The organism is Pseudoxanthomonas sp. G3, assembly GCF_057654715.1.
In genome coordinates this window covers 1108555-1125928 of the sequence record NZ_CM172805.1, presented here as the reverse complement: position 1 = coordinate 1125928, position 17374 = coordinate 1108555, and the positions used below count along the sequence as shown (strand labels likewise).

Genomic DNA, 17374 nt, shown 5'->3' with positions numbered 1-17374 from the left:
CCCAACTGCATCACATCGGTTCACGCGTGCGTGCGGCATACCGGCATCCGGCGGACCGACGCGGCCCGTCCACCCCCACACCGCACTACCCGGCACGACGGGGACTGCCCTGCAGTCCGCGACCTTCACCTTAGGCAAGGCTATGGGAGAGTGAACATGTTGAGGAGCTTGGGCAGGACTTACGGGCTGATCGCCTTACTGGCGATGGCCGGCAGCGGCAGCGCCTACGCGCAGACCGTCAGCTGCAGCGGCATACCCGCGTGGACGGCATCCACCATCTACAACCCCGGCGACAAGCTGGTGTACCAGAACCGGCTGTACGAGGCGAAGGTCCAGATCTGGAATGCGCCACCCACGCATTGCACGACCTGCGGCTGGTATCAGGACCTCGGCGCATGCGGCACCGGCACCAACCAGCCGCCCAGCGTTGCGCTGACGGCGCCCGCCAACGGCGCCACCGTCGCCACCGGCAGCACGGTGACCGTCAGCGCCACCGCCAGCGACAGCGATGGCACCGTCGTGAGCGTGGAATTCTTCCGCGGCACAGCGTCGCTGGGCGTGGACACCACGGCGCCGTATGCCGCGACCTGGACCAATGCGACGGCCGGCAGCCACGCCTTCCGCGCCGTCGCCACCGACAACGGTGGCGCGACCGCGCAGTCGGCCACTGCCACGATCACCGTGGCCACGCCCTCCGACGCCATCGCCCCCAGCGTGCCGACCGGCCTGAACGCGCCTGCGAAAACCGCGTCCAGCGTGTCGCTGGCATGGAATGCCTCTACCGACAACAGCGGCGGCAGCGGCGTGGCCGGTTACGACATCTACCGCAATGGCACGCTCGCGGGCTCGGCCAGCGGCACCAGTTTCACCAGCACGGGGCTGGCGGCCAACACGACCTACAGCTTCACCGTCCGTGCGCGCGACAATGCCGGCAATGCGTCCGCGCAGAGCGGCGCCCTCAGCGTGACCACATCGGCGGCCAGCGATACCGTCGCTCCCTCGGTGCCCACCGGTCTTGCAATCGTCGCCCAGACGAGCAGCAGCATCTCGCTGGCGTGGAACGCCTCCACGGACAACAGCGGCGGCAGCGGCGTGGCCGGCTACGACGTCTACCGCAATGGCGCGCTTGCCGGATCACCCAGCGGCAACACTTACACCGTGACCGGCCTGGCCGCGGCCACCAGCTACAGCTTCACCGTGCGCGCCCGCGATGTGGCCGGCAACGCGTCGGCGCAGAGCAGCGCCCTCAGCGGCAGCACCACGTCCGGCGGCGGGGGCGGCAACAAGCGGCTGCTCGGTTACTTCGTGCAGTGGGGCATCTATGCGCGCAACTACCGGGTGAAGAACATCGACATCAGCGGCACGGCCGCCAAGCTCACGCACATCAACTACGCCTTCGGCAACGTCCGCAACAACCGGTGCGAGGTCGGCGTGACCCAGCCCAGCAACGAAGCCACCGGTGCGGGCGGCGATGCGTTCGCCGACTACACCAAGGCCTTCAGCGCGGCGGAAAGCGTGGATGGCGTGGCCGACACCTGGGACCAGCCGCTGCGCGGCAACTGGAACCAGCTGAAGGAACTGAAAGCCAAGCATCCCGGCCTGAAGGTGCTGATCTCACTGGGCGGCTGGACCTGGTCGCGCGGCTTCTCCGAAGCGGCCAAGCCGGCCAACCGTCAGGCCTTCGTGGCCTCGTGCATCGATGCCTACATCCGCGGCAACCTGCCCGTTACCGACGGCGCCGGCGGTACGGGCGCGGCGCTGGGCGTGTTCGACGGCATCGACCTGGACTGGGAGTACCCGAATGCCTGCGGCCTCAGCTGCGGCACGGCGGAGGACCGCGCCAACTTCACGGCACTGCTCGCCGAGTTCCGCAGCCAGCTCAACGCGGTGCGCCCCGGCCTGCTGCTCACGGTGGCAGTGGGGGCCGGCGTGGACAAGATCGCGGCCACCGATCCGGGCCAGTACGCGCAGTACCTGGATTTCATCAATCTCATGAGCTACGACTTCCACGGCACATGGGAGCCGCGCACCAACCACCACTCGGCGCTGTTCGATTCGCCCAACGATCCTTCCACGGGTGACGTCCGCTTCTACAACAGCAACGATGCGGTCGAGGCCTTCCTGGCGCGCGGCGTGCCGGCCTCCAAGTTGAACCTGGGCATCGGCTTCTACGGCCGGGGCTGGACCAACGTGCCCAACGTCAACAACGGCCTGTACCAGAGCGGCAGCGCCGCCGCGGGCACGTACGAAGCAGGCAACGAGGACTACCGGGTGCTGAAGAACCTGGCCTGGCCTAGCTTCATCGATCCAGTGGCGCGCGCGCACTGGATCTACAACGGCACCACGTTCTGGTCGTTCGACAACCCGGCGATCGTCACCGAGAAGATGAACTACGCCAAGGTGCAGGGACTGGGTGGCGCGTTCTTCTGGGAGCTCAGCGGCGACGATGCGCAGGGCACCCTGGCCAAGACGATGAGTGCGGGACTGGAGTAACCGCCGTCAGCGCAGGGAAGCGGCCGCAGGGCCGCTTCCTTGCCTGTCGTGACGAAGGACGCTTCAGCCGGTCACGAAGCCTGCTTGCACGACCCCGTCCCACGCGCTGCGCGCCACGGCGTCGACGCGGGCCGCGGGCGGCCCGTGCTGCAGCCAGGCCTCCAGCGCATCGAGCGCAGCGGGATCGCCGTCGGCGATCACTTCGACGCGCCCATCCGGCAGGTTGGTCGCGCGCCCGCTCAGGCCCAGGTCCAACGCACGTTCCCGCGTCGACGCGCGGAAGAACACGCCCTGCACCTTGCCGCTGACGAGGAAGCGCACGGCCGGCATCAGGCCTTCGCTTGCGGCCCGCCCGCGGCGGCGATCGCGGCTTCGATCTCCTTGCCCGTCACCGGGCCGAGGAACTGTTTGGCGACCTTGCCGTCCGGCGAGATCAGGTAGGTCAGCGGCAGGCCGCGCGGCGTGGCGAAATCCGCAGGCGGGTTGTACACGTCGAGGACGGCGATGGGATACACCACCGGGCGCTCGGCCAGGAAGGCCTTCAGCTCGTCCGCCTCGATTTCTTCGTAGGCCAGGCCGATCACCTCGATGTGCGCGTTGTCCCTGTCCAGCGCGGACAGGTCCGGCATTTCCTTCAGGCACGGCGCGCACCACGTGGCCCAGAAATTCACCACCACCCACTTGCCGCGATGCGCGGCCAGCGTGTAGTCGGCACCGTCCAGGGTTTTCACCTGCAAGGTCGGCATCTCCGCCGTCCGCTCGGCGGGCTTCTCCGCATCGGGATCGACGTCCTGCACATGCGCCTCGATGGCGGGCTGCGCCGCTTCGGACGGTGCAGAGCCGGCGTTGCACGCCGCAAGCGACAGCACGACGGCAAGCGACAAGGCGGAAACGGACTTCATGCGGGCTCCTGGTGGGTATCGGTGTACAGGTCGCTGACACGCTTCTTCAGCAATTCGCGCAGCGGCACGCGCAGATCGTCCAGCGCGGTGCGTGCGGCGCGGCCGAGCGCATCGTCGTGGAACGGCAGGTGCGCCTCGGCGACGGGCACGCGCAGCTTGCAGGCCTCGTACAGGTCGCCCAGGGTCAGGTCGTCGAGGTCGCGGGACAGCAGCCACTCGCCTTCCTCGTCGCGGCGGAGCAGGTTGATCCCCGCAAGCTGGCCGAGCATCTGCTGGATCAGCGAATCGGTCAGCATGGGTTCCATCGCCAGGATCTGATCGCTGTGCAGGCCCCTGCCCTGCTCGCGCGCCTGCGCGAACCGGCCCAGCATGCGCAGCAGGCCGTACAGCTCGTAGCCCAGCGGCAGGCGCAGCGCCACCGGCTGGTAGCGGAACGCGGCCATGCCGGAGGCGAGCGAGGCCCCCAGCAGCACCGCCACCCAGCAGAGGAAGATCCACAGCAACAGGATCGGTGCGGCGGCCACCGCGCCATAGATCTTCTGGTACGCGCTGAAGCTGCCGAGATAGACGCCCAGGCCCCACTTCGCCAGTTCCAGCAAGACCGTCGCCAGCAGCGCGCCGGCCACGGCATAGCGCCACTTGATGGTCCGGTGCGGCACCACGCGGTAGATCACCACGATGGCGGCGAATTCGATCAGCACCGGCGCCAGGCTCAGCGACAGCGTCTGCAGCCACTTGCCGCCGCTGGTCGCGAACACGGGAAGCGCGTAGAAGCGCGCCGACAGCGCCAGCGAGGCCGCGGCCATCAGCGCGCCCAGCGTCAGCACGGTCCAGTAGACCAGGAAGCGCGACAGCTTCGGCCGTGCGCTGTGCACCCGCCAGATGCGGTTGAAGGTCGCCTCGATGCTGTTGAGCGTGATCAGCAGCGACACGACCAGCGCGATCACGCCCACCGCGGTGAGCTTGCCGGTGTTGTCGAGGAAGCCGTCCAGCTTGGTTTTCAGGCTTGCCGCGGCGCCCGGCAGGAAGTTGGCGAAAATGTAGTCGCGCAACTGGTCGCTCCACTCCTGGAACGTGGAGAACGCCGACAGCACGCCGAACACCACCATCGCCAGCGGCACCAGCGCGAACAGCGTGGTGTAGGCCAGCGAACCGGCGGCCTGGAACAGGCGGTCGTCGAGGAAGCGCTTGGCCAGGAAACGGAAGAACGTGCCCATCCGCGCGCGGTCTCGCACGCGTTCGGTCCAGCGGTTCAACGAGTCCAGGGGCTCCATGGGCGGAAGCGTAACCGATAGGCCAAGGGCACGACATCGCCGATACTGGGCACTCCCCGAACGACGAAGACGGCCCATGCCCGAGATCCTGGTGCTCTATTACAGCCGCGGCGGTTCCGTGGCGAAGCTGGCGCGGCAGATCGCGCGGGGCGTGGGCGAAGTGGACGGCATGACGGCCCGCCTGCGCAGCGTGCCGCCGGTGGCCGCAGTGACGCAGCAGGCCGCACCGCCCGTGCCCGAGGACGGCGCGCCCTACGTGGAGCGGCAGGACCTGGTCGAGTGTGCGGGCCTGGTGCTGGGCAGCCCCACCCGTTTCGGCAACATGGCCGCACCGGTCAAGCATTTCATCGACGGGCTCGGTGCCGAATGGGCCAGCGGCACGCTGGTCGGCAAACCGGCGGCGGTGTTCACCTCCACCGCCACCCAGCACGGCGGCCAGGAGTCCACCCTGCTCTCCATGCAGGTGCCCTTGCTGCATCACGGCTGCGTGATCGTCGGCATTCCCTTCACCGAACCGCAGCTCAGCACCACGCGCACCGGCGGCACACCTTACGGCGCCAGCCATGTCGCCGGCGGCGAGAACGATCCGCACCCGAGCGACGAGGAAGCCGCCCTCGCGCGCGCGCTCGGCCGTCGCGTGGCCGACATCGCCCGCCGCCTGGAGGCACGCTGATGGAACGCTCCCGCCTGATCCTGGCCGGCCTGCTGCAACTGCTGGCCATCCTCTATGCCGTGTGGTTCTACGGCGACCGCCAGTACACGCTCGCCCTGCTGCTGTTCTCGCTGCCGCCCCTGCTGCTGATGATCGGCGTGATGACGCGGCGGCGCACTGCGGCGTTCTGGGCCGGCGTGGCGGCGCTGTTCTGGTTCTCGCATGCGGTGATGGTGGCCTGGGCCGATCCGGTGAAGGCCCCCTTCGCCTGGGCCGGCATCGTGCTGTCGATCGGGATCGTCATCGCCACCAGCTGGCCGGCCTTCGCCAAGCGGTTCGGCAAGAAGGCGTGATGCGCTTCGTCGCCGCCCTGCTGCTATGCCTGCTGGCGCCGTGCGCGTGGGCGCAGGACGCGGTCTGCGAACCGGCCGATCCGGTCCGCGTGGCCAACCGCGACGGCAGCACGCTGTCGCTGTCCACCGAATGTCACTCGCCGGAAACGCGCCGCTATGTCGCCGTGCTCGGTTGCGAAGCGGGCCGCGTCTGCGACCGACGGGAGATCGAGCAGGACGCCGCCGAGACGCCGATGGGCCACGCGGCCCTGGCGGACATCGACCAGGACGGATGGCATGAAGTCGAAGTCCGCGGCATGTGCGGTGCCGGCCCCAACTGCGACGGCGATCTCTACCGCATCGATCCAGCGACGCGCACGCTGGTGCACTTTTTCACCGGCGGCTATTACGAACTGCGGGTGATCGACGGCTGGCTGGTGGAGGCCGGGCGTTCGAGCTGCTGCAGTTGGGAATTCCACCTGTGGAAGCTCGACATGCCCCGTGCGCTGCCGCTGGAGTACGGCAGCATGGACCTGATGGTGCAGGTGGATGCCAGCGGCGACGACGCCGGCAACGTGACCCGCGTCGCCTGCACGTTCACCCGGCAAAGCGGCGATAATCCGCAGGTGGTGGCCCCGCCCTCGCGCGCGCTGGAAACGATCTGCGAGCACTACGGCGAGCCCTACGACCTGACACCCCCGGACACAACGCCAGGCGCGCCCTAAGCGCCGGCAGGAGCCACGAGATGGAAGAGCTGCTGATCGTCACCACCGGTGGCACGATCGACAAGATCTACTTCGACGACAAGTCGGACTACCAGATCGGCGACCCGCAGATCGGCATGATCCTGCGCGAGCTGGGGGTGACGTTCCGCTTCACGGTCATCCCGATCCTGCGCAAGGATTCGCTGCACATCACCGACGAGGACCGCGAGCTAATCCGCGCGACCATCGCCGCGCAGCCGACCAAGCACGTGCTGGTCACGCACGGCACCGACAGCATGGTGCAGACCGGCCACGTGCTGGCCTCGATCCCGGACAAGACCATCGTGATGACCGGCGCGCTGAGCCCGGCCCGCTTCCGCGGCTCGGATGCCGAATTCAACATCGGCTGCGCCATCGGCGCCGTGCAGTCGCTACCCACCGGCGTCTACATCGCCATGAACGGCCGCATCTGGGACCCGGCGAAGGTCCGCAAGAACGTGGCGGCGAATCGGTTCGAAGCGGTGTGAGGCGGTAACACACGCACTCCCTGAAACGACAAGGCCCGCTGATGCGGGCCTTGTGCTTTGCGGAAGAAGGAAGTGTTTTCCGACCCTTGCGGCGCAATCGGCAAACGCACGCCGATGCTATTCCGTCTTTCCAAGCGCCACGCCTACGGCGGCGAGATGGCAAACGCGCAGAGGCTCGACGACAGCGGGACCGCCTTTGCGCCCAGGGCCTCGTAGAGCGAGATCGCCCTGTGGTTGTTGGAACGCACGTTGTTGATCAACAGTTCGCGACATCCCTCGTCACGTGCCTTCTGTCGCAGTCGCTCGATCACCGTACTTCCAAAGCCACGCGAGCGCATGTTCGAATCAATCTCGATCTTCTCCAGGACGAAGCGTTCGCCGGACTCGAACCAGCCGTGGGCGCGCCCTACCCGGCGGCCATCAAGCCACGGCTCGATGACGTAGTGCCGCCGCTGCTGGCTTTCTTCGAAGCGCCAGTCTGTTTTCCATTGGAGAGGGGTTGCTTTCAATCAGGGTCTACTTGGCTGCGATGGCCGCACACCCGCGTCACGCCGGGCCGGGCCGCGGCCTGGGCGAAGGGAGTCAGGCCGGAAGGGGCACGCAGGATACCTGTCCCGAGCTGAATCGCCGCGCAGTCGGTGCGGCGCGTGCCGGTTACCACGGCACCGGCAAGATCGAACATCCGGGCTTCGGGCCTAGAGCCTCTGGCAACCTTTCATGCGAAATCGCGCCCAAGCCCCGTCGCATCGCGAAGCGGATTCGGCCCGGGTGGGTCACCAGGCGGGGCCGCGCAGATGTGTTCCCACCGCCGACCGACCTGCCGCGTGATGATCCCGGTCAGCGCGAACTGCACCGGCGGGATCAGTAGCCACCAGTAATCGGCGAAGAAGCGCGAGATGCCTACCAGCCATGCCCCATGGGCGATGTCGGCCGCTTCGAGCTGCGGCGCGATGAATATGCCGTGTGCCTCGATAGGTAATAGGATCGCGAAGCCCAAAAACGAAAACACCCCGTAGACCAAGGCCGCAACGGTTCCCACAAAGAGAAAAGGCGAGGCCAGGAACGCCGGCGCCTGAAAGCCCACAGCGCGGGCCACCAAACGGGCGCGAAAGACACCAGGAAATCTCAGTTCCCCCTGCCCTGGACATCCTCGGGCGCAGCAGGCTCATCATCGCCCTCCTGAACATCCTCCACGACATGCCTAAGAAGATGATGGGTCATGCATGCGCCCCGCAGGCGACAGCATCCACCGCCGCGCCTCCCCGTTACAGACTCAGCGCGCGGTCAATACCGGGTAGGGATTGATCGGGGTGCCCTTCCACCATTGTTTTTCGGGGCCGAGCTGGAAGATGGCGAAGTGCAGGTGCGGTGCATCGGGGCTGGCGTTGCCGGTGGCACCCACGTAACCGATCACTTCGCCGCGCCGGATCTGCTGTTTTTCCGCCAGTCCGTCGGCATAGCGGTCCAGGTGGGCGTAGTAGTAGGCGTAGCGACCGGTGGGCTCGAACTGATAGATCGTCAGGCCACCGCGTTCGCTGGTGAAGAGTTTTTCCACGTGCCCGTCGGCCACGGCGAGGACGGGCGTGCCCTTGGCGGCCATGATGTCGATGGCGTCGTGGGAACGCCCCTCGCTGCGGGCATCGGTGTAGGTATCGGTGAGCTCTGCCGCACTTACGCCCTGCACGGGAAGCAGCAGCGCGGCGGGCGTGGGCACCCCGGTGCCTGCACGCGGCGGCGGAACCGCAACGGACGGCACGCCTGCGTCGCTCGCCACCGCAGGCGTACTCGCCGCGCGCGATGGTGCTCCCGCGCCGCGCGGTTCGATCATCGGCGGTGCCACCGTGCGTGCCGCCTCGGTGCGCGGCGTGGGCGCGATCTCCACGCCGCTCCACACCACCGCACCCAGCGTCACCACCAGCAGCAGGACCAGCACGTACTTCATGCTAGTCCTGCATCACGACAGGGGTGGACGGCGCAACGGCCGCGGCCACGCGTTCGACATCCCAGTTCGTCAGCCGCACGCAGCCATGGGATTGCGCCTTGCCCACGGTGGCCGGCTCGGGCGTGCCGTGCAGTCCGTAATGCGGCTTGGAGAGATCGATCCACCGCGTGCCCACGGGACTGTTCGGGCCGGCAGGCAGTTTGGCCTTGGCATGCGAAGGATCGGCGTCCCAGAACAAGGCCGGGTTGTAGTGGAAGGTGGGATGGATCGCGGTGCCGAGGATCTTCCACTCGCCCAGCGGCAGCGGATCCTTCTCGCTGCCCGAGGACACCGGGAACTGGGAGGCGACGTTGCCCGCGGCATCGATCAAGGCGAGCGTGGAGTCGGACTTGTCGATCAGCACGCGGGCGGCCTTGGGCGGGGCCCCGACATCGGCCACGTTTGGCACCCGGATCTCGGTGCCCGCCTGGGCGAAGTCCACGCCGGGATTCAGTTTTTCGAGCAGCGCCGGGGCCACGTGGAAGCGCTCGCCGAGGGCTTCGCGCAGCGATGCGAAGCCCAGCGACGGTAGCTTCGCCTGCGCCATCATGTCGTTGGGAATGCGGACGTACTGCTGGCCCACATCTTCGACGGTCAAGGTGTAGGCGGTGATGACGGCGGGCGCGCCTGCGTTCAAGGCCGCCCACGTCGCCTGATCGAGTTCGCCGGTGACGGCCAGGCCCTTGGCGGCCTGGTAGCCCCGCAGCGCGCGCCGCTGGTTGGACCCGGACAGGCCATCGATTTCACCAGGCGAAAAGTGCGCCCGGTCGAGCAGCACCTGCGCACGCACCAGACCCGCCACGCCCTCCCGCACGGCCGGATCGTTCGCCTGCGCGGCGAGGGGCGTGGGGTCGTTCGCGAAGGAAGAGGCCGAGGCGAGGGCGAGCAAACCGGTGGCAAGGATTCGCGTGGGCATGAGCGGGGCTCCGGTGATAGTGCCCGCATCTTCGAAAGGCCGATGTCATCGCTGCGTCAAGCGTCCCCGCCGACCGGCGCGGGCAACGGCGCCGCAGGTCGCCGGTGTGCGGGAAGTGCTCACCCCCCTCGCTTCGCCTTGTGGTACGCCACCAACGCATTCGCGTGGCCATGGCCCAGCTTGTGTTCGGTCTTCAACAACGCCACCTGCTCCATGTGCTTGCGGTCGCTGACGGCATCCAGCACCTTGAACCAGTGCTCCACCGGCTTGCCGTACTGCTTCTCTATCGACGGGAAGTAGGACGCCGGGCCTTTCACTTTTTCATTCGTCGTCATGCGGGTCTCTCCTCGTGGCTGGCGGCGGCTGCCCCATTGGCTGCCGGGATACCGCCATGCGTGTTCGACGAAACTGCGTGCCTGAGATCGACATGCCGCCGCCGGCTGCCCTCCGCGCGGCGCCTGGCTGTCCTTGCCATGCCCCATGAAAGGGCGTAGAAGGGTTGCGCGCACACTCTCGGCGCCTATGAGCGCCCACGATGCAACCGAAAGAAGCGTGCGAAGCGGGCATTGTGCTGCGCATCGAATTCGCCGAGCGCAAGAACGCCCTCGGCATGGGTTACGTACAGGCACGCGCGAACTTCAGGAGCGCGCAAGCGCCCTGCACTGTCTACGTCGTCACCCGCGAACTCCACGCCACGCCCGAGGCCGCCGAAGACGAGATCCTCAAGATCGCGCGTCGGCAGGGCTGGGGCATCGTCTAAATTCGCAGCACGCTCCCACCGGCACGCACGGTCGGCGGACTCCCAACACCTGCGGCCCCGATGCGGGTTCGCGCTCGCGCCGACCGCCCTGTGCATCGATACGCGCCGCCTCGTCACGCGCGTTCGGCCCGCCCACCGGCTTGCCGTTCCGCAGAACCGACTCAGCCGCGCCTGGCGCATCCCGCGATCGGCCTCAACGTGAGAAGACGCGCCGAAGAGAGGCAACGTTGGATCTTTGTGTGAGAAGAAACACCGAAAAACATCCGACGTTGGACCTTTTTGTGAGAAGAAAGACCAAAAAACATCCAACGTTGGATCTTTGTGTGAGAAGAAAGGCCAAAAAACATCCAACGTTGGATCTTTGTGTGAGAAGAAAGGCCGAAAAACATCCGACGCTGGATCTTAGTGTGAGAAGAAAGGCCGAAAAACATCCAACGCTGGACCTTAGTGTGAGAAGAAAGGCCGAAAAACATGCAACGCTGGACCTTAGTGAGAGAAGAAACACCCCAAAAGGGTCAACGTTCCACCTGAGTGTGAGAAGAAAGGCCGAAACGCCCTCGGTGTGAGAAGAGCACCGATAACGCGCCAACGAGGATTTCGGTAGGCGCGAGGGCACCCACGGTCGCCGCCCCGCTTTGCGGCGCACGACGACGGCCCCGCCTCGCAGGGCCGTTGTCGCGGTGCGCTTACTTCGCTGCCTGGCCCGCGTGCCGTGCCGCCTGGTCAATCGTGTCGGCGACCACCTTGGGTTGGGTCATGAACACCGCGTGGCTGGCGGAAACCCGGGTGATGCGCGCGTTGATGCGCTCGGCCATGTGGATGAGCATGGCCTGGTCGAACGCCTTGTCCTCGGTGGCGATCACGGCCCAACTGGGCTTGCTGCGCCAGGCGGCGTGCGTCAGCTTCGTGCCGAACGCGGCCATGTTGATGGGCACCTGCGAATCCCGCAGGAAGGCCGCATCGGCATCGGTGGTGTCGTGGGCGAAGCCTGCCTTGAATTTGTCCGGACGGATGAAGCCGAACCCGTCGCTGGAGGTCTCGATCACGAATTCCGGCGTCGGCGCGAAGCCGGTGTACTGCTGGGCCGTGGTTTCGCCCGCGTCCGGCGCCAGTGCCGACACGTAGACCAGACCGACCACCTTGTCGTGCACGCCGGCTTCGGTGATGACCGTGCCGCCCCACGAATGGCCGACCAGGATGGCCGGGCCGTCCTGGCGGTCCAACACGCGGCGGGTGGCCTGCACGTCGTCGGCGAGCGAGGTCAGCGGGTTCTGCACGATGGAAACGCGGTAACCGCGCGCGGTCAGGTCGTCGTAGACCGGGCGCCAGCCGGCGCCATCGGCGAAGGCGCCGTGCACCAGCACCACGTTCTTTACCGCAGCGGTCGTGCCCTGCCCGGCATCGCCGGCCCGGGCCAACGGAGAAAGGACGGCAGCCAAGGTGGCCGCGAACAGGAGGGGAATCAGCTTGGACATGGTGGTTTCCTTGGCGTGAGTAGGGAGGCGGCGCGTCGGCCGGCACGGCTACTGTGCGACGCCCGCCCGGACTATCGGCTACCGAACGTCCCGGAAACTTGATCAATCGTGCCGTTCTTCCCGCCCCCATCGAACCGCCACCGCCAAGACAGCCCGCTCACGGAAAAAAGAACCCCGGCCTAGGCTGGGGTCTTGTTGCTCATCGCGGCGCGAGCCTCATCCGCAGCCGAGCGGCAACCTCAGGGGGTTCTTCTGGCCCTGGCCGCACGGTACTGGCCTTTGTCGCCGGCCCGCATTCCGCCCGGGTCGGCATGGGTGCAGATGACGCCCCCGCATAGGACCGCATCGGAAGCGTAGAAGGCCTGCACGACCGGTATGGCGTCTTCATAGCGCTGGAGTTCCTCTTTCGCGGTGGACAGTTCACGGCGGTAATAGCCCAGCACCATCGAGGCGACCAGCACCACCAGCAGCAGAGTCGTGCCGATAGCGGCAAACCACAGCCACACCGTTGTTCCCACGCCGCGCAACTGCGCGGACGTGGCGGATACGGCATGGGTGTACTCGGCGGCGACGGGGGAAACTGCTTCTCGGGCATCCTGCACAATCCGCGTGCCGGCCCCTTCCACGATAGCCGCCACATCGCGACGGAACTGGCCTGCTTCCTGCCGCAACGACTGCACGTGCTCGTTGATCGTCGCGCTCATGCGCGCCTCACGCTGGACCATTTCGGCACGCAGCGTCATCAGCGCCTTGATGGCCTCGGGTGGTATCGCGGCAGCAGGTATGGCGTTGATGTCTTCCATGACAACTCCTTGTTCTCGATTTCCGTGTGGATGAAATTTTCCGGCGATCACCTAGCGCGCCATCTGCCGGTCCTGCGACTGCGCCTGCTCTACGGCCTGGTGTTGGGCGAGCCATTGGTTTCCCTGTGCTTCCATGTGCCGGCCTTCTGCTGAGCGGGCGAATTCGGTTGCGGCACGGTCGGCGGCTGCACTATCGCCGGACATCACCGCAGCGAGGTAGCGATCTACCGAGGAGTCACTCGCCCCCAACTCATGCCCTTGTCGGCCCTGCCGGTCATCAGCGGGAGCATCGGGCCTCCGAGGGAGGGGTAGTTGCCGTGGCTCCTGCTCCTCCTCACCGCCGCGGTTCACGTCATGAAAGAGACCTCCCTCCGTCGACGTGAGCACGTATTGCCAGCGGGTCTGTTGGGGATTGGCTCGGGCAGCATTGTTAAAAGCGAGGTAATCCTCGGGGTGGATCGTCTGGCAACCGGCCGAATCCGTGTTCCCGCGCGAGCCACTATGAATCTTGAAGCTTCGATTCAGGTCCTGCACACCGTTGATGTCATTGTGGGTGAACCAGCCATCGCCATTGCTGTCGCGCTGCAACCGATGCGCGTCTCGCGGCGCCCTCAACTGTTCGGCTGAAGGCCTGAATGCGTCAGTCGTCCCGGCCAATCGTGGGTTCGGATGGTCGGCATCCGCCATCTCGATGGTCCCCTCGGCCAGTCTACCCATATCCATGATGCCGTCACGGTTAACGTCCTCGCCCTCGCTTCGGCGCCATGCCACATTGGCGTACGGCGTGTTCTCGCGGCGCGGACCAGGTTGCGCGCGTTCGTCATATTGGGCGGTGGGCTCGGTACTCGCGCGATCGGCGATGAACACGTGACGCTCGCCATTGGCCTGCTTTCGGAGCACAACGATATGGTCGTCATAGACCCCAGTCCCACGCGAGTCACGATCACCCATCGAGGCCAACGTGGATGTTTCCTTGCGCAACCCAAGCAGCACGCTCTCCCCGTTCTGCAGTGCATCCGATGCCGCCTGGCTTCCTCGCGTCGCCACGATGCTGGCATAGACGTCGAACTTTTGCGCCGTGGTCAGGCCAATCAGCTCATTGGGCTCGTTGATCTCTCGGCCGTTGTAGTCCGGGACTCTGGGGGGCTGCCCAGCCTGCCTCAGACGTTCGAGCGCGGGCACGAACGCTGGCGATCGCAATCCACCAGACTGATGAATCTCATCGATCTGTGCCCGTGCACCGACGGACACGTACCGATCCAACGCCTCCTGCACGATTCTGCGCTCACCCTGCCTTTCGGTCTCAAGTAGGTGCAATGCCTGGTCGGGTTGGCCTTGCCGCATCCGTGCGATCACTCGATCCGCGACGGCACGAATGTCGATATCCGATGCATTCGTGGGATGGGGGTTGGTCATGGCGTTGCCCCCCTCGTTTGCTCAATATCGTCCTCGTCGACGAACGGATCCTCGTTTCGGCCTTGAGACGGGTCACCAGCAAGACACCTCACATCCGGCCGCAGTGGATCGCAGTTGGGCAGGGGCCATAGCGCTCTGGGGACGCGCTGCCGGAGCTCGAAGTTCTTCCCGTTCCAGACCACAAAGCCAAGATGCAAGTCACTTCCCAATCGCCGGGCCTCAGGTACCCAGTCGGGCATCGGGACCGGATCGTAGTCATGGTCGTCTGTCCGGCCAGGAGGAGAGGCGTCCTTGAGGGATATGGTCCACCGCATGACCGGCGCACGCGCCAGTCTCGTGGTCTCCAGATAGGGCACGAAGGGCGCGGTCAATGCCTGCTCAGCCTGCGTCATCGCAGGCGCTGGGAGATACTCCCCGGTAACGTCACGCAGGCTCCCTTTGCGCGACCACCTGTAAAGCCGCGGCTCGGCATGCGCCGCCTTGCAGGCTTCCGTTTCGACCAGATATTCGCCTTCCCGTGCTATCAAGGGATCGTGATCGATGCACTTGAAAGGACCGATCACCAGATAGACGGTGTCGGATGGCTGCGTTCCCTCGAACGAGCGTATCTGGATGCCTTCCAGAATATCGATATTGGCCATGAAGTCTGGCCGTTTCCCGCGCCCTGGCAGCGCCAAGTAGGGCTGCGATCGGCGCGTCTGATCCGCGCGGACGTCAGTTGGGAGAAAGATGTGCTCGGTCGGGATCGCGACGAGTACTTCGGCAAGATGCCGGGGCAGCAAACCCAAGCATGCTCTGTTGAGCCCGCCATATCGCGTTCTACCGCTATCGTCGTTGGGGTCTTCCGGACACCACTGCGCACCCATCCCTTTCTCCACTTCATAGGGAGTCCAGGGATCGGGAGTACTGGGTGGCGCACTCGGAAGTGTCGAGCCAAGCGAGACGGGTCCTGGAGAAATCGCCCCCGGCCGGTCGGATGCGTTGCGGTGAACGGCGCCGCATGCGCTCATGGCGGCCACTGTTGCGAGAATGGCGAGAAGCTTCCTTTGCATCTACAACCTCCTGTTGATCATGCTGGCGCGCCGTCGCTGGTACTTCAATTCCGCCAGAGCAAGTCCGCGCTCACGTCCATATCTACATCAGTCGCTCATCGAATGCATGTGCCTCATCCCGATTGACTCCACAGACCGATGCGACTCGGCAGCATCTGCAGAGAATGTGATTGACGCAGCCTCCGCCTCCAATGGGGAAAGTGACAAAAAAGAACCCCGGCCTAGACCGGGGTTCTTCCTGCACCTCCCTGTGCCCCCAGCGGGGAACCTTAGAAGGTGATGCTCCAGCTGTTGATGTAGCCGGTGTCGACGCTGGCGCGGTCGCGGGCGCGCAGGCGCCAGCTGCCGTTGAACGCTTCGCTCGACAGGTTGACCGTGTAGGTCTGGTTGATGTTGTCCGCGCTGCCGCCGGTGCGGTTGTGCAGCACGTACACCGAGCCGTCCGGCGCGATCAGATCGACGATCAGGTCGCCGATGTAGGTGTGCACGATGTTGACCGCCACCTGCGCATTGCTCGGCGCATTGCCCGTACGGCCCGACACGGCGATGGTGCTGCTGATGCCCGTGGTGTTGTTGTCCGGGATCGCGTAGTCCGTGCCGTTGCTGTAGGTGGTCGTGCCGCCGCCCGGCGGCGTGCCGCCCTGCGCCGCCACCACCGCACCGTCGGCGTTGGCAATACCCGCGCCGCAGCCGCCTGAGCAGGTGCCCGGCAACGGGCGTGCGGTGCTCTTCAGGAGACTTTCCACCTGCGCCGGGGTGAGCGGCGACGGCGCGGCGGCCTGCATCAGCGCGACCACGCCGGCCACGTGCGGCGCCGCCATCGACGTGCCGTTGTACGACGCGTAGCTGGCGCTGCCGGGCGTGGTGGTACCCGTGTTGAGCGTGGACAGGATGCTCTGGCCCGGCGCGGAGATGTCGATGCCCGTGCCGTAGTTGGAGAAGCTGGCACGCGAGCCCGATGAGGTCGTCGCCGCAACGGCCACGACGTTCGGGCAGTTCGCCGGCACCGCGCTCGACACATTGGTATTGCTGTTGCCGGCCGCGACGACGACCGTGGTGCCGCGACCGACCGCGCCATTGATCGCGTTCTGGTAGGTGGCCGAGCACGTACCGCCGCCACCGAGCGACATGTTGATCACTTCGGCCGGGTTGGCATTGGCGGGCACGCCGCTGACGGTGCCGCCGGAGGCCCAGGTGATCGCATCGGCGATGTCGGAGGTCAGACCACCGCAACGGCCCAGCACGCGCACCGGCACCACCTTCGCGCCGAACGCGGTACCGGCCACGCCGGTGGCGTTGTTGGTGACCGCCGCGACCGTACCGGCCACGTGGGTGCCGTGCCAGCTGGAATTGGTCACCGGCGAACCGCTGTAGCACTCGCCTGCCACCGGGTTCCAGTCGCCTTCGTCGTTCGGGTTGGAGTCGCGACCGTTGCCGTCGCGCGACACGAAGGTGTCGCTGATGAAGTCGTAGCCCGGCAGGATGTTCGCGTTGAGGTCGGCGTGGTTGGTGATGCCCGTGTCGATCACCGCCACCACCACGCCCGCGCCGGTGGACTTGTCCCACGCCGGCTGCACGTTGATGCCAGACGCGGTGGTGCCGAAGCCCCACTGCTCGGAGAAGCGGGTGTCGTTCGGGGTCAGCACGGGATACATGCGCTGGTCGACTTCCACGTATTCCACGTTCGGATCGGCGGCCAGCTGGCGCATCAGCGATTCGGCTTCGACGCGGTCGAGCTTGCGGTCGGCGCGCACGACCTCCGCGCCACCGGCGGCCAGCCGGCGCAGCTTCTGCAGGCCCAGTGCGCGGCCGCCGCGCTTGGCGACGCCGGTGCTGGCCGCGTTGGTCAGCGAGCGCTGCAACTGCGTCGCGTTGGTGCTTTCGGTGCTGCCGTCGCGGTACTTCACGATGAAGCGGTCGTAGCCACCCGGTTCTTCCACCTGCAGGCCACTCATGTCCACGCGCCCGGCCATGGCGGGCAATGCGTACAACGACGCCAGCACGGCCGAAGACAGGCACAGCAGGCGGACACGCGAACCACGCTTTGCAAATCCAGACATCAGACTCTCCCTCAAAGTTGTCGAAAG

At 66.3% G+C, this 17374-nt stretch carries 20 protein-coding genes; 7 read left to right on the top strand and 13 right to left on the bottom strand.

Annotated features, from left to right (window positions below):
* Positions 1-156 precede the first annotated feature (156 nt).
* On the top strand, positions 157-2493 hold the full coding sequence (locus AC23D6_RS05190; RefSeq protein WP_487751749.1) for a glycosyl hydrolase family 18 protein: 2337 nt from the start codon (positions 157-159) through the stop codon (positions 2491-2493).
* Positions 2494-2556: 63 nt separating this feature from the next.
* On the opposite strand, the gene AC23D6_RS05185 is transcribed toward AC23D6_RS05190, so the two are convergent.
* The 3 genes from AC23D6_RS05185 to AC23D6_RS05175 are packed head-to-tail and all read right to left on the bottom strand — an operon-like array spanning position 2557 to position 4669.
* Complete coding sequence (locus AC23D6_RS05185) at positions 2557-2823, bottom strand: acylphosphatase (protein ID WP_487751748.1); 267 nt, start codon at positions 2821-2823, stop codon at positions 2557-2559.
* The gene (locus AC23D6_RS05180) at positions 2823-3395 is read right to left on the bottom strand and encodes a TlpA family protein disulfide reductase (protein ID WP_487751747.1); all 573 of its coding nucleotides are present in this window, start codon (positions 3393-3395) and stop codon (positions 2823-2825) included. The genes AC23D6_RS05185 and AC23D6_RS05180 overlap by 1 nt, the downstream gene beginning before the upstream one ends.
* A complete protein-coding gene (locus AC23D6_RS05175; RefSeq protein ID WP_487751746.1) occupies positions 3392-4669 on the bottom strand; it encodes a YihY family inner membrane protein in 1278 nt (425 codons plus the stop codon). The genes AC23D6_RS05180 and AC23D6_RS05175 overlap by 4 nt, the downstream gene beginning before the upstream one ends.
* Before the next feature lie 76 nt (positions 4670-4745).
* Here AC23D6_RS05175 and wrbA point away from each other — a divergent pair, with 76 nt between their 5' ends.
* The 4 genes from wrbA to AC23D6_RS05155 are packed head-to-tail and all read left to right on the top strand — an operon-like array spanning position 4746 to position 6884.
* The gene (gene wrbA / locus AC23D6_RS05170) at positions 4746-5342 is read left to right on the top strand and encodes an NAD(P)H:quinone oxidoreductase (protein WP_487751745.1); all 597 of its coding nucleotides are present in this window, start codon (positions 4746-4748) and stop codon (positions 5340-5342) included.
* Positions 5342-5674 carry a DUF2069 domain-containing protein gene (locus AC23D6_RS05165; RefSeq protein ID WP_487751744.1) on the top strand — a complete coding sequence of 111 codons (333 nt, stop codon included), beginning with the start codon at positions 5342-5344 and terminating at the stop codon, positions 5672-5674. The genes wrbA and AC23D6_RS05165 overlap by 1 nt, the downstream gene beginning before the upstream one ends.
* Positions 5674-6378: a hypothetical protein gene (locus tag AC23D6_RS05160; RefSeq protein WP_487751743.1), complete on the top strand. Its 705-nt coding sequence runs from the start codon at positions 5674-5676 to the stop codon at positions 6376-6378. Before AC23D6_RS05165 ends, AC23D6_RS05160 begins: the two co-directional genes overlap by 1 nt.
* 20 nt (positions 6379-6398) lie before the next feature.
* Complete coding sequence (locus AC23D6_RS05155) at positions 6399-6884, top strand: asparaginase domain-containing protein (RefSeq protein ID WP_056879779.1); 486 nt, start codon at positions 6399-6401, stop codon at positions 6882-6884.
* A gap of 143 nt (positions 6885-7027) precedes the next feature.
* On the opposite strand, the gene AC23D6_RS05150 is transcribed toward AC23D6_RS05155, so the two are convergent.
* From AC23D6_RS05150 to AC23D6_RS05130, 5 genes are all read right to left on the bottom strand, one after another.
* A complete protein-coding gene (locus tag AC23D6_RS05150; RefSeq protein WP_487751742.1) occupies positions 7028-7393 on the bottom strand; it encodes a GNAT family N-acetyltransferase in 366 nt (121 codons plus the stop codon).
* Between the two features lie 206 nt (positions 7394-7599).
* Positions 7600-7980 carry a hypothetical protein gene (locus tag AC23D6_RS05145; protein WP_487751741.1) on the bottom strand — a complete coding sequence of 127 codons (381 nt, stop codon included), beginning with the start codon at positions 7978-7980 and terminating at the stop codon, positions 7600-7602.
* 177 nt (positions 7981-8157) lie between these two features.
* A complete protein-coding gene (locus AC23D6_RS05140) occupies positions 8158-8826 on the bottom strand; it encodes a M23 family metallopeptidase (RefSeq protein WP_487751740.1) in 669 nt (222 codons plus the stop codon).
* 1 nt (position 8827) lies between these two features.
* Positions 8828-9781, bottom strand: a complete 954-nt coding sequence (locus tag AC23D6_RS05135) for a L,D-transpeptidase family protein (RefSeq protein WP_487751739.1) — start codon at positions 9779-9781, stop codon at positions 8828-8830.
* A 119-nt stretch (positions 9782-9900) separates the two neighbouring features.
* A complete protein-coding gene (locus tag AC23D6_RS05130; RefSeq protein WP_487751738.1) occupies positions 9901-10116 on the bottom strand; it encodes a DUF4287 domain-containing protein in 216 nt (71 codons plus the stop codon).
* 200 nt (positions 10117-10316) lie between these two features.
* On the opposite strand from AC23D6_RS05130, the gene AC23D6_RS05125 reads away from it, so the two are divergent.
* Positions 10317-10541 (top strand): hypothetical protein, encoded by a 225-nt coding sequence (locus tag AC23D6_RS05125; RefSeq protein ID WP_487751737.1) that lies wholly within the window; start codon positions 10317-10319, stop codon positions 10539-10541.
* A gap of 239 nt (positions 10542-10780) precedes the next feature.
* A complete protein-coding gene (locus tag AC23D6_RS05120) occupies positions 10781-11107 on the top strand; it encodes a hypothetical protein (protein WP_487751736.1) in 327 nt (108 codons plus the stop codon).
* Between the two features lie 120 nt (positions 11108-11227).
* On the opposite strand, the gene AC23D6_RS05115 is transcribed toward AC23D6_RS05120, so the two are convergent.
* The 5 genes from AC23D6_RS05115 to AC23D6_RS05095 all read right to left on the bottom strand — a co-directional run bounded on the left by AC23D6_RS05115 (position 11228) and on the right by AC23D6_RS05095 (position 17347).
* Positions 11228-12016: an alpha/beta fold hydrolase gene (locus AC23D6_RS05115; protein WP_487751735.1), complete on the bottom strand. Its 789-nt coding sequence runs from the start codon at positions 12014-12016 to the stop codon at positions 11228-11230.
* A gap of 239 nt (positions 12017-12255) precedes the next feature.
* Positions 12256-12819: a hypothetical protein gene (locus tag AC23D6_RS05110; RefSeq protein WP_487751734.1), complete on the bottom strand. Its 564-nt coding sequence runs from the start codon at positions 12817-12819 to the stop codon at positions 12256-12258.
* 51 nt (positions 12820-12870) lie between these two features.
* The gene (locus AC23D6_RS05105; RefSeq protein WP_487751733.1) at positions 12871-14235 is read right to left on the bottom strand and encodes a hypothetical protein; all 1365 of its coding nucleotides are present in this window, start codon (positions 14233-14235) and stop codon (positions 12871-12873) included.
* Entirely contained in the window at positions 14232-14876 is a 645-nt protein-coding gene (locus AC23D6_RS05100) for a hypothetical protein (protein ID WP_487751732.1), read from the bottom strand. Before AC23D6_RS05100 ends, AC23D6_RS05105 begins: the two co-directional genes overlap by 4 nt.
* A 680-nt stretch (positions 14877-15556) precedes the next feature.
* Entirely contained in the window at positions 15557-17347 is a 1791-nt protein-coding gene (locus AC23D6_RS05095) for a S8 family peptidase (protein ID WP_487751731.1), read from the bottom strand.
* Between the last annotated feature and the right edge of the window lie 27 nt (positions 17348-17374).